Raw genomic sequence first — 13,599 nt, 5'->3', positions numbered from 1 at the left:
ATCACTAGAAGGAGTAAAAACATGGGAAATAAAATCATAACATTTGGCGAGATAATGCTGAGACTAAAATCTCCAGAACACCAGAGACTCTTTCAATCCCCTATGCTGGAAGCCACATTTGGCGGAGGAGAAGCTAATGTGGCTGTTTCACTCTCAATTCTGGGAGAAAAAGCAAGCTTTGTATCTGCCTTACCTGACAACAGCATAGGAGATGCTGCCATAAGAGAACTTATGAAATATGGAGTAGACACATCATACATAAAAAGAGAAAAAGGCAGAATGGGGATATACTTCCTTGAAAGAGGTGCAAACCAGCGCCCCAGTAACGTTGTATACGATAGGGACAATACATGTATATCACAAGTAAAACCAGATGACTTTGACTGGGAAAAAATATTTAGCGATGCAAAATGGTTTCATATCACAGGCATCACACCAGCCCTGTCACAATCCACTGCAGACACATCACTGACTGCAGTTCAGGAAGCAAAAAAACACAACTGCAGTGTATCCATAGACCTAAACTACCGTAAAAAACTATGGAATTATGGTAAAAAGCCTACTGAGGTTATGAGCAAACTCGCAAGCCATGCGGATATAATAATTGCCAACGAAGAAGACATACAGAAATGTCTAGGAATAGAAGTAGAAGGAATAGATGTGACAAGTGGCAGCCTCAATTATGATGCATACAAAACACTCGGACAAAAAGTACTGTCCACCTATCCCAACATAAAATATCTTGCCATAACACTTAGAGAAAGCCATTCTGCGGACTATAACAGCTGGTCATCAGTACTGATCAGCTCAAAAGGAATGACAATCTCAAGAAAATACGAGATCACCAACATAGTTGACAGAGTAGGAGGAGGAGACAGCTTCTCTGCAGGATTGATATATGCTCTCAATAACTTTGGAGATGATACAGAAAAAATCATCAACTTTGCAACAGCAGCATCTGCACTCAAGCATTCAATATACGGAGATTTTAATCTTACAAAACTCTCAGAAATAGATACTCTAATGAAAGGAGATGGTTCAGGAAGAGTTCAACGCTAAAACATAATATATTAATACAAGAGGGAGTAAAAATCATGGTATGCTCCGAACATCAAATAGTTTTTAATTTTTACTCCCTCCTTTAAAAAAAATAAATCATATTAACACAACAAAATCATGAATGAAATTATTGATAAATTTAGACTCGACAATAAGGTTGCTATAGTAACCGGATGCTCTAGAGGATTGGGACAAGGCATGGCACTTGCCCTGGCAAAAGCCGGAGCAGACATAGTGGGAATAAGCTCCTCTGATTCGGCTCCGATAACAGGGAAACTTGTGCAAGAAACAGGCAGGCAATTCTTATACATAAAGGCAGATTTATCTTCAACAGAGCCTGTTTCCCAAATAATATCAAAAACTATTGACCACTATGGGCAAATAGATATTCTCATTAATAATGCAGGTATAACAAGAAGGAGCCAAGCACTCTATTTCTCAGAAAAAGACTGGGATGATGTAATTAACATAAATTTGAGAACCTTATTCTTCCTTAGTCAAGCTTTTGCAAGATATATAATAAAAGAAAATAAAAAAGGCAAAATAATAAATATAGCAAGCATGCTTAGTTTCCAAGGCGGTATCAATGTGGCTGCTTATACAGCAAGCAAAAGTGCTGTAAAAGGTCTTACAATGGCATTGGCAAACGAATGGGCACAATACAACATAAATGTAAATGCGATAGCACCGGGATACATGATAACGGACATTACAAGCCCCATCAGAAAAGATTCAAAAAGAAATAGAGAAATATCGGATAGAATACCTGCAGGACGATGGGGAACTCCGGAAGATTTAGCAGGTGCAGTGGTATTTCTTGCATCCGAGGCTTCCGACTATGTCAACGGACACACCTTAGCAGTAGACGGAGGATGGTTAGCAAGATAAAAGGTTATTCTGTCAGCATATAACCCATAATGCTGCTTATTTCGGAAGCTGCTTTTTTAATTTCGCTAAGATAAAAATTTACTTGTTTATCATCAAATCTAAAAACAGGCCAGGATACACTTATAGCAGCTATAATCTTATCCTCAAAATCAAATATAGGACAAGAAATACATCTTATTCCTTCTTCATACTCTTCCCTATCTTCGGCATATCCTTTGCTCTTTATATCGTCCAATTCCTGTTTTATAGAATCTATATCTTTCTTTGTATTTACAGTAAAAGATCTTATTTTTATTTTATTTAACATACCTGCAAGGCATTTATCATCCATAAAAGCCAATAAGACCTTACCTATTGCAGTACAATACAGTGGAATATGTTTCCCAACCCTAGAATGCATTCTAAGACTATACTTGGACTCTATTTTAAGAACATAAACAGCTTCTGTACCATCAAGTATCCCTAGATGAACTGTTTCTCCAAGTAGTCTTGATAGTTTCTCACATATCGGTCTCGCCACATTTGTGAGCTCAACATGCTCCAAGCCCCTTGAGCCTACAGAAAACAACTTTAAAGTAAGATACCATAAATCACCATCTCCTTTTTTTACATATCCCAATTGTCTCAATGTCTGCAAAAATCTGTATACTGTAGCTTTTGCCAGTCTTGTTTCTCTTGCAATATCCTCCAGCGTAGCATAGGAAAGCACGGACAATTTTTCCAATATTATAAAAGCCCTATCTACTGCATTTATTTTTTTTATATCACTCATAAATCAAAATACCTCTTAAATTGATTTTGCAACACCCCTTACTCAGCCTGTACCATACTCATTATCACAGACTTATAGTGTCATATTTTATCATTAAAATTTTATAATACATATCAAAAAGATTTTTGTCCATAAAAAATAACTTAAAAATAAGATAAGTAGAGATATAAGGCACTCAAAGATTAAAATAATGTGTAGAATCCCATAGAATTACAGTAATAAGCACTTCCCAGATTCAAATCTAGGAAGTGCAAGATATTACTTTAATCAATCATGAGTTACTTTGAGATATCTTATTCCTACAACACCATAGTCATCAGAAGAATAAGATTTACCTTTCATGGACTGTAGGTAATTACCTGCTTTAAAATAATTACCAGTGGATCCAATACCAGAATAACTTTTAAGCTTTGTAAGAGAACCGCTACTGCTAACCTTATATAAAGTAACTGTCTTGTTTGTAGCTACCAGTTTAAGATGAATCTCATCTCCAAGTGTATAGCTGCCTATATCGTCAGCATTATCGTCTACGACATACCCCATCACATACATTGTAACAGTCCCGGAAGTCTGATCCGCATCACCTCTTACCTGTATGCGGATGATATCATCATAACTGTCATATGTAGAATGTATCTGACCAAAACACAGTTTACCAGAACTTGGCAATCTTGTAATCTTAGCAATCCATTCCATCGTATGTACTTCACTGCTACTTGTAAGATCCCATGAAATTTCATCACTTCCATCACTAGTCATTTCTCTCAATTCTACGCGCGGATTACCTGTTTTGCTAGAAGTGGTAGGATAACCTGCATATGGTCTAAAATAAACCCAAGTCCCATCTGTCCAGAACCAATAAGAACTGGAAAATGTCTGCAAATACGGAGATTTTGTAGTATAATAATCCTGATAATCAGGATCGCTTACAGAGCCAGTAAAACAATTTAATTTCCAATTTTGAAGTCCAAGAACATCATAAGGATATACAGAATCAGAGGTATCACCAGAAGAAGTATCTGAAGAATCCCCAGAAGTACCACTTGAGCTAACCTCAACAAGCTTATAGTAGTTATAAGTCTGACCTCCACTGGAATTTACTCCAACTTCGTCTCCCATATCTTTTAGATAATAAGAGCCGCTCTTTATGTATATCCATCCATCAGAAGCATCGGATTCCACATAGACTGATGCTGTGCTTCCTTCTACTATCCGCTTGCTTGATACAGAAAGATAACTGTCAGAATCCTTTATCTTCCATACATAACCGGACCCTGATGCTATCTTCTCAAACTGCAAAGCCGTAGAAATATCAGATTCTGTAGTCGCAAGCTTACCGCTGGAGTTTAGCTTTGCATACTTACCATCATATGCCTGCAAAACATAATAAGTTGTACCAGAACTAGAACGAGATATCCCTTCTATAATATCATCCGCTACAGAAGAAACACCAATGTTACATCCAACAATAGAAAAAGCTAATAAAATTATACTCGTTATAAGTATTGCATAAAAACCCTTCTTCATGATAATCTCCTTCACTGTTGATATCTATTTTCTCGTAAAGAGAACTCTCTTATTTGACAACAATATAGGCTATATATAAAAGCCTATATGCTGCAGTTTAGATGATTACACATAGCCAAGTTATCTCATATCACATCACCTCCCCTTTCTTTATTTCAAAAATTTCTGTTGGGAAGCAAGATGTAGATCAGAGTACATTATCCCCTTACTCCTACATCATCAGGAGTGAGATATGTTCTATCTCCTGAGACTCCGTATTGATCACATCCGACATCATAAGGAACTGTCCTCATGCCACCTTCTATGTCATCTGTAAGGATAGCACTATAATCACCATAAGCAGAAAAACTATTTGCCAATTTATAAAAAGGAGCAGTCCCCGTAAAAACGGGTTCTATTGTAGTGCTATTATTAGCTGTCGGGATATCTCCTGCACTTGCTCCGGCCTTTGCATATACTATGTTGCCTTCCCAAGTATTAGAAACATCTCCATAGGTGATAGTAACAAGCTGTCCGTTAAAACCCGTAATTATGTTATTGGCAATAGTATTGTTTAGCGGAGGAGCAGAATAATTGACTCCTAGTCCTATTCCCTGAACACAGTCCACAATCGTGTTAAAAGCAATTATGGAGTCCTGCACCTTATAATGATCTCCGCTACCTCCATCTATGATAATAGGCATACGATAGCCTGATGTCCCGGTAAGATTATACATATAGTTGTTATAAACTTTTTGATTAGAGCCATAGATCCTTATACCACCGGTTTCATAGTTGAGTCCATCGGCTTCGGAAGTAGAACCTTCTCCGTAGAAAAAGTTTCCATAGACCTCATGATTGTTACCAAATCTAAGACTAACATTACCATAACAATTTTTAAAAGTATTATACCTAATTGTAACTTTTGATGTTTTTACTGTTATTATCTCATTTTCACCATCACAATCTTCAAAGAGGTTGTATTCCACTATGTTGTTTGTCTCTATATCTCTGGATTCATTATCTCCAAAGGCTATTGCTTCTCTATCGGAGTCAGAACCTGCATATTTTATGTTATAAAAATAGTTATGATGTATCCATGTATTGGTTGCGATACCTGTGCCATCGGATTCGTCATAATATTCTGTTGTTATATATCCGCCCTGACAATCTTTATTTTTAAAATCGTTATAGGCAATCTCAACACTGTCTGTCAAATTTCCTGCAAGAACAATGGTCTTTTTTGCACTTGTTGCAGCAGAATGATCAAAAGAATTATCCAATATCCTTATATTTTTACTCTGAGATATCTTTATAAAAGTATAGGCATCATCTCCTGCAAAATTAAAACCTTGTATTGTAATATACTCACTATTCTTTATGGTAATCCCTTTTGTAAAAGTAGCTCCACCTATAGGATCACACTTTATTATTACCGGGTGCTCTGCAGACGCTATCTTATCAGAAATAGAATATACACTATCAGTAAAAATCCCTGTACCAGTAAAAAGGATTGTGTGTCCTGCCTTCATATTGCTTATTGCAGAATTAAGCTCGGAAACACTAGAAACTATAACTGTAGTATCTTCTATTTCTAACGGTTCCACAGTTGTCGTACCTGATGTGTCATCTGAGCTTGTCCCAGAAGAATCCGAACTACCAGAATCAGAAGGAACACTTCCGTCTCCAGAAGCACTTATGTGGACATCATCAAAATATACAGTATCATTATACATATATAGACCTGCATATTTTGCAATGGGAGAAGAGTCAGTTAGGCTTACATACTCAGTACCATCCACAGATCCCCTGTATTCATCCCCACTGACTATCAACTTTATAGTATAATAGGTATCCTTTGAAAAATTAGCTAACTTATAGCTATCACTTGCTACTTCCGAGTTATTGTATTTTACAAACAGCTTAAGCGTTCCATCAGATTTAAAATGCAAAGCAGCATAGTTTTTAGAATCCATATAACGGGCTATCACTCCGACATAACCGCTAGCTGTTAACTTCACCCTCGCTTCTACCTCAAAGTCCGTAGCAATTATATCATTTCTATATAAAAATGCAGTGCTAGTATCGGTGCCCTGTAAAACCTTGTTATCACCTTCCTCCACAATCTGCCAAGACCCACCAACAGAAGTCCATGTAGAAGGAAGAGAACCAGTAGCATCATCAAAACCATCAGTTATTTCTACCGTATCTCCAGAATCCGATACAACTTCGGACAAAGAGGGATTGTTACAGGAAAAAAATGTAACAAGCATAGCCCACAAGCTCACATAAGCAAACCACCTACTGATTTTGCTATTTTTAAAAAACAACATAATATAACCTCCTAATAAACCTACCCTCCCTGATCAAGCACATTTACAACCAATTTCTAATAACAATGGATTTAGAAAAAATGCGTATGCTCTTAGAGCACACGCATAACCCTTAGGGAGGTATAACTCCACACTAGTTATATATTTCTATATCATCGACATAGGCCTTGGCAGTAGTAACAAGACCACTTTGACCAAACTTAAAGTATGCATTACCAACACCGCCCGTCTGCAAAAGATCGTAGGGGCCATATTGAGTTCCATTAAAAGTTATGTAATACTGACTGTCATCCCACTCAATTTGTATCTCATTCCAATTTTCAAGGTTAAAAACAGCATTAGTCTCATCCACATAGGTAAGATCACCTGTTGGAGCTCCTGTCCTATGCTGCAATTTTAAAGTGCTAGCCTCCAATCGGATGTCTATAACTCTATTGCCACTAGAAGTACCATTATTATACAGTGTAAGATACAGATTCTCCTGTGTCTCATCTTCGGCTGTGTTAGAATTATTTTGCACACCACATTCTGCATCAAGATAAGCATAGAACTTTATCCTTCCTGCAGTATACAGTGTAGCAGTGGATGTGGAGCTTCCCCCATCCAGGATTCTAACGAGCTTGGAGTTACTACTAGCACTAGTATCTCCCAACTGTATGGACTGAGCACCACCATGGGCAGGATAGCCGTCATTGCTAGAGACTACAGTAGCATCAGCAAAACTGCCAGAATAAAAGCCAGTGGGCAAAGTACTTCCCAGAGTATCACTCTCAAAATCAGTACTAAAAGAAAGGGTTAGGCTACTTGTAGTAGTACCAGTAGTATCCGTAGAAGCCTCAGAAGAACCGGTTGTACTGGAACAGGCTGTAAGAAAAAACATTAACAAAGCCATAGAAATAATAAGAATTTTGTGTTTCATAAACACCTCCAAAAATGAAATTATATTTCATTTTAGCACGGATATAGGAGGTGTCAAGTTTTTTGTTTTAAAAAAAGGCCAGGAAAACCCTGGCCTGAGGCTATGGATGATCCGCCGCCGTAGCAGCGAACATTAATATGCACTTTTACTCTTCCCTACATAAAGCTCAAGCATATCTTCTGCAAGCATAATATTGTTTCTAACAGATTCTGGAAAAAGCAGCTTTATATCCTCAAGCTCTACCTTGCGATCAGGAAGATGGGTAAGAACTACTAGCTTTGGAGTTGATTCTTCCACCATACGGACTATTTCTTCACTTGTAGAATGAGACCTGACTTTACTCTCAGGGGACTTTAACTTTTTATTTTTATTAGATTGGTAATTTTTCTTGCTATTGTTTGCCGTGGAGAGAATGCCTCCAGCATCCAAGACCAATATATCAGCATCCTTTGCTAATTGTACAAGACCAGGAGAATAATACAAATCACCGGATATAACCAAGGTTTTTCCATTGGCTTCAAAACGATAAGCAACTGTTTCTATAGTATGGTTAACAGCTGCTGTTTTAATCGTAAAAGACAAGAGAGAAAATTCTTCTCCGCCATGCACTTCTCTGACTTCTGGACGGGATATTTCTTCGATTCTCTGCTTTTTTATAGACGAAAGACGATACAGGAGATCATCCTTGTAAAAAGAAAGAACAAAGTCTACAAGCTCCCCGGTACCTGCTGTCCCTACTACTGCGGAAAGAGAAGATTCTCTACCAAAATAAGAAGAAAGAAAGATAGGAATAAATTCCTGATCATGATCCATATGGTGATGGGTAAAGAAAAAAGCATCTATATCCGAGGTTTTGATACCCAATTTCTTAAGAGTCTCCCAAGTGCCATTACCCATATCAACCAATACAAAATCTGAGCCATTTTCTATAAGCACAGCAGGCTCATTTCTAAACTGGGTTGATCCAGGCCCACCAGAACCAAGTATCCTAAGTTTAAAACCCCCTTCTTCTGCCCAGACACTTAAAGAAGCAAATAGAATAATCAGAAGAGAAACAATCCACCCCCAGTGATTTTTGTCAAATATAATCATCGGATAGTCCTCACACATCTAACATAATTATACACATATTGAACATCACCCTGTGGACCAAAATATTTTGGGTATTCTCTTTTATCACCACTTTTGGGATCACTTCTTACAGCACCGGCACCATGGACATCCATAAGCTGTCCTCTCATCTTACCAAGAGCAGTACCAAAGCAAACATATACTGCCATATTCCCGGGTCTTGGCCCGTCCAATAATGTAGTAGCCGTCCAAAAAAACGGATAATCTCTTTTTCCCCTAGGATCTATAAATGTGGATATATCAAAAACTGGATCTATTGCCGCAGTATTGGTAACAGAAGGGGCTCGGGTATAGTCAACAATACTCTGAAGCTCCTTGGCACTTGGGAGTCTCCAGTCCTTGTAACCTGCGAGCTCAAGTTCCTGTGCATACCTTAGAGCATCTTCCCAGTCCATTCCTCTTCCAGAATCCGCTTTTTGCCACATCAACCCGGTGGCAAGATCGGATATTGTCCCGTCCCCATTGTCAATAAAGCGATTCTTGCCGTAGTCAGGATTTCCTCTGACAAGCCTAAAGTACATCTTATTGGGTTTACCTGTTCTGGGATCATACTTGGGATACCCCTTTATTCTACCATCCACAAAATTTACCCCAAATACGGTCTCAGCTCCTCTCATGGTTTTTCCCACATACTCTGTAGCAGACCAGGTCTGAGCATCTATCTCTCTTTCTCCTTTTTTCACATCCCCTATGGGTTGCTTAAAATATCTTGTATCGATAAACATATCTATAGCTCTGTCCCCCATAACTCTGCCAGAATAGTTTATAAGGGAATACAGCTCTTTTATAGTAGGAATTCTCCAGTCGTCATAGCCACCAAGACGGGATGTTTTTGCTTTTTCTTGAGCTTCATCAAAAGTCATTTTCTCTCCCATATCAGCTTCCCACATAAGACCGGTAACAAGATCCGTAACAGTCCCATCACCGTTATCTTTGTAACGTGGCATATTTTCTCTATAATCCGCATCCTGGCCGTAAAAATCCTTGCCCTGCGAGGGAGCAGAGATCTCTCCTTTATCATCGTACCATTTTGTTATACCTGTATGAACAATAGGATAGTCAAGGGCATATCCATTGCCTACAAGCAAAAACACCACGCTCAACACGGTCATCACTTTTTTTCTTATCATAAATGCTTCCTACCATATGTAAATTAATCATACATAAATAGGCTCCCGAAGCATTGCTTCGGGAGATACAACTATGTCATTAGTTGGAGAACTTAACACGGAACACAACAGGCATGCTTATGGTTGTTGTACTCTCTCCACCGTCAGGAGTCTCAATATCCACTCTGAGAGCAACATCTATTGTTGCATTACTCTGCGCAGTAAATGTAACACCAGGCTTGATTGTGGTTACATTGGTTTTTGTGGAAGCATTGTCACCGGAGAAATTACCATTGGCAATAAGCAGACAGGGCTTTATCATATCGTTGATCTCATAAGCCACGTTGACCATATTGTATATTCTAAGATCCCTGTCCCCTATCGTCACATTATTGTGAGATGTAATGGCAAGCTTATCTATAGCATAGCGGGCGCGAAGCTCTATTGCAGAAAGGCTGTCAGTAGAATCCGCTGCAAGATCAAGCTTACCAGAATAACCAACTACTAGAGTAAGATTATCAACCATAAGAGGCTCTACAAACACACCTAGTCTGGCATTATTCTCTCCATTCATTATGAATGTTGTATTAGTTTTTATAAGACCGTCCTTATTGTATGCTGCTCTTACACCAAAATAATCCCTTATATCATAGTCCGTATAATCATAACCATTGGAATCGGCTGTAGTACCATTTCCTGTAGAAAGGCTGAGTGTAAAATCGCTTATGCTGTAATCTGCAACTGTGGTTATATACCAGGGATTGAGGTGATCTGACTCTGTATCAAGATTAACACCTGCTTCCTTGCCACTACTATATTTTATAGGACCATACTTTAGATCCCAGAGCTGGCCAAAGTTACTTCCATCTTTAGTAACCCTGTTGGCATAGCGATTATCCCAGTTACCTGCTGTAAGTTTAAGATCCCCAAACTTCATCCAACCGTAATAGTCATAGATATAAGGAGCTGTAGTTTTAGAATCAGTTAGAGAGTAGAGATACAACTGGGCATATGCCCCTGCATTCTCATCTTTAAACTCAAATGTCAAAGAATCTGTCCTTGATATGTCACCTAAGCCCATCATTTCTGTTGGTTCCCCATCGACATTCTTGAAAAGCTCGGAACTTGCTCTGGCCTGTAATTTTACCTTGAGATCAGCAGAAAAGCCCAGGGTAGCTACGAGCAACACCAAGATGCCGATACATGCGATTTTTTTTGCCATACACTATCCTCCTAAAAATAAAATATTTCTGTTTCAATAATGAAACATGGTTTCATTATATCACTGATTTTATTCTTGTCAAGGAATTTTAGTTGTTATCTATTTTTATAACTTCCTAATAAAACTAATAAATATGTGATATGAATTATCTCCAGAAGAAAATTGGGATACCACAAAGCAAAGGGAATTTGGGAAACATATAGTTGTACACTTTTATCTGTTTTTGCAATTATACAACTTTGGATTAAATAATATTCTTAAATACAGAAGGTTTTTCAAAATTTACTATGCTTCTTATTTGCCAAAGGCTGGCAGGGCTGCGCCGTTCTCTCCCATCCATCTTAAAGGGCGCAGTCCTGCCGTTCGGTTATTATTTTTTGACATATCCACTTAGTCCCAATATCATGCGTTACAACAAGGCTAATAAGCACTCTTTAGACATGATTGGTATTTTTCTTTAAAAGCTTTTTTGTAAGCATATAGCTCCATGTCTGCTTTATCGATAAGTTCCTCAAGGTCAAAGGCTTTATTGACAAGCATGCTTGCCGTACCATATGAGACAGATAATATGTATGGTTTTCCTGAGTTTCTGTTAAACTCTTCCAGCTTACTGTCAACTCTTTTTGCTATTGCAGAGGCTTCGAATACCTCACAATCAACAGAAAGGACAACAAACTCGTCGCCTCCAAAACGGCCAATTATGTCTGTAGCTCTAAATGTTTTCTTAAGCGTATCGGATACTATCCTTATCGCATAGTCCCCCTCTGCGTGACCAAATGTATCGTTTATATCTTTAAGCCAGTTAAGGTCAAAGAAAAATACTACCACTTGTTTTTTTCTTCTTTTTGCAGAAGCAATAAGATGATCAGATACAGAAAAAAAACCTCTCCTGTTGTATACTCCTGTCTGCTCGTCTGTTATGGATAGTTCTTCAAGTTTTTTATTGGCTTCTATTATCCTTTCTTTTCCCTCATTGACTTCTTTTATGAGCAAACAAGCTTTTATAGCGGAAGAAATGTTTTTATGAATAGAATCAAGAAGTATTTCATCCCGGGGAAGCGGAGAAAAAACAATATAGCCAAAGCACTGGTCACGATATACTATGGGGAAAATAGCCCCTGAAGATCGTACATTATCAAAAAAATGTGAGGGAATATATTCTTCTCTATTAATCAATCTATCTTGAGCAACAATCTGTCCTCTATGATAATCGAATATTACAGTAGCTGTGTCAGGCAAAGTCCATTTTAAATTGCCATCCCATTGCACGGGTCCATTGTAAAGGGCAATAAAACAATCAGATATGGAAAACTCAATAAGCCCCTTTGCCAAAACAGAGCGAAGCTCCGAAAAATCAAGTGAAGCTGCTATATCGTGTACAAAGAAACCAAGACTGACTCTCTCTGTGCGTATCATAAGATTATTTTTATTGGACAATTTCCTATAAAAATCGCTAAAAACAAAGCGGACAATAAATAAGAAAAAATCATATTCCTTAGTGGATAATAAGGAATTTCTTAGCATATCATTTAAAACAGAAAATGTTGCAACTAGAAAAGGCAAAGGGTTTATTTCTCTGGAAAATAAGAACTTCATATACTCTGTCAAAAAATCAGTCATATATTTGCCGGCATTTTCTTTTTGTTTTGCTGCTATTAATGCTTCTTTTAATTCTTTTTTATAAGCATACAGTTCTTCTGGAGAATGACTTGAGAGCGGTTTTATAATAGATATCTCATCTCCCGTTATCCAGTTGGAATCACCTATATATCTTTCTAGTTCTTTATCTTCTCCGCATCCACAAGATTCTCTGGGAATAAAACGCGTTGGGAATACAGAAACTCTCTCCTGTTCTTCTCCTCTGATAAAATTGACAAGTTTGTCAAGAGCAGCATCCATCAATGCTTCAAATGGCTGAGCTACTGTACTCAGTGATGGATAAACATATCTGCTCTCCTCCAGATTATCAAAGCCAATTATTTTTATATCTTCCGGTACTTTTATATCCTTTTCGTATAAAAAGTCCATAACACCAAATGCCATCTCATCATTAGCACAAATTATAGCCTCGGGTTTTAATTTTCTTCTTTCTAAGAGTTCTACTGATGCTTGATATCCACTTTGTCTAAGAAATGTTCCCTGCAACACAAGCTCTTTTCTTGGTTTAAGTCCTGCTTTTTCTATAGTTTCCCAATATGCCTGATATCTTTCTCTTGCTTCAGGATTGGTATCTGGGCCACAAACAAAGGCTATTTCTCTTACATTGTGTTCATAAATAAGATGTTCTACTGCCTGACGTATACCAGCTTTTCCGTCTACCAGGGCAGCAGGATATGGCTCATAAGAGAAGGAAAATGTCGCAATGGGTTTTCCCGATATACTTTTGATAAATTCGGATAAATCTTCTTCCGAGATAAAGGTACCCATACTTGCCCCCAGTAAGATTCCATCTATGTTGGGGCTATTTACCAAAGGGAAAAGCGAATTATACATATACGCATAGGAATAGTTGGGCTTTATTTCATTGGTTATAAAGAAAAGCAAGTTTACATCTTTTTTTTCTGCAGCCTTACAGGCATTTCTCCATATATGATTTTGATAATAATAGTGCAGTTGAGGTATAAAAACAGCTATTGTTAACCTTTTTTTCACTACTATAT

At 37.8% G+C, this 13,599-nt stretch carries 10 protein-coding genes; 2 read left to right on the top strand and 8 right to left on the bottom strand.

Going from position 1 to position 13,599, the window contains the following annotated elements:
- Positions 1-21 precede the first annotated feature (21 nt).
- Complete coding sequence (locus WKV44_07825; protein MEM5948451.1) at positions 22-1,059, top strand: sugar kinase; 1,038 nt, start codon at positions 22-24, stop codon at positions 1,057-1,059.
- Positions 1,060-1,176: 117 nt separating this feature from the next.
- Positions 1,177-1,947 carry a 2-dehydro-3-deoxy-D-gluconate 5-dehydrogenase KduD gene (gene kduD, locus WKV44_07820; protein ID MEM5948450.1) on the top strand — a complete coding sequence of 257 codons (771 nt, stop codon included), beginning with the start codon at positions 1,177-1,179 and terminating at the stop codon, positions 1,945-1,947.
- Between the two features lie 4 nt (positions 1,948-1,951).
- Here the strand turns inward: kduD and WKV44_07815 are convergent, their stop codons facing one another.
- The 8 genes from WKV44_07815 to WKV44_07780 all read right to left on the bottom strand — a co-directional run bounded on the left by WKV44_07815 (position 1,952) and on the right by WKV44_07780 (position 13,591).
- Positions 1,952-2,719 carry an IclR family transcriptional regulator C-terminal domain-containing protein gene (locus WKV44_07815; GenBank protein MEM5948449.1) on the bottom strand — a complete coding sequence of 256 codons (768 nt, stop codon included), beginning with the start codon at positions 2,717-2,719 and terminating at the stop codon, positions 1,952-1,954.
- A gap of 267 nt (positions 2,720-2,986) precedes the next feature.
- Positions 2,987-4,246, bottom strand: a complete 1,260-nt coding sequence (locus tag WKV44_07810) for a polysaccharide lyase family 7 protein (GenBank protein ID MEM5948448.1) — start codon at positions 4,244-4,246, stop codon at positions 2,987-2,989.
- Between the two features lie 197 nt (positions 4,247-4,443).
- Complete coding sequence (locus WKV44_07805; GenBank protein MEM5948447.1) at positions 4,444-6,558, bottom strand: polysaccharide lyase 6 family protein; 2,115 nt, start codon at positions 6,556-6,558, stop codon at positions 4,444-4,446.
- A gap of 133 nt (positions 6,559-6,691) precedes the next feature.
- Complete coding sequence (locus WKV44_07800; protein MEM5948446.1) at positions 6,692-7,477, bottom strand: hypothetical protein; 786 nt, start codon at positions 7,475-7,477, stop codon at positions 6,692-6,694.
- Positions 7,478-7,609: 132 nt separating this feature from the next.
- Positions 7,610-8,569, bottom strand: coding sequence for an MBL fold metallo-hydrolase (locus tag WKV44_07795; protein ID MEM5948445.1), 960 nt, complete (start codon positions 8,567-8,569; stop codon positions 7,610-7,612).
- Complete coding sequence (locus WKV44_07790; protein MEM5948444.1) at positions 8,566-9,738, bottom strand: DUF1566 domain-containing protein; 1,173 nt, start codon at positions 9,736-9,738, stop codon at positions 8,566-8,568. Before WKV44_07790 ends, WKV44_07795 begins: the two co-directional genes overlap by 4 nt.
- Positions 9,739-9,817: 79 nt before the next feature.
- Positions 9,818-10,939, bottom strand: a complete 1,122-nt coding sequence (locus tag WKV44_07785) for a hypothetical protein (protein MEM5948443.1) — start codon at positions 10,937-10,939, stop codon at positions 9,818-9,820.
- Positions 10,940-11,359: 420 nt separating this feature from the next.
- A complete protein-coding gene (locus tag WKV44_07780; GenBank protein MEM5948442.1) occupies positions 11,360-13,591 on the bottom strand; it encodes a GGDEF domain-containing protein in 2,232 nt (743 codons plus the stop codon).
- Between the last annotated feature and the right edge of the window lie 8 nt (positions 13,592-13,599).

It is taken from the genome of Spirochaetia bacterium 38H-sp (assembly GCA_039023545.1).
GTDB lineage: Bacteria > Spirochaetota > Spirochaetia > Winmispirales > Winmispiraceae > Rarispira > Rarispira pelagica.
This window is presented reverse-complemented; position numbering and strand designations above follow the sequence as displayed.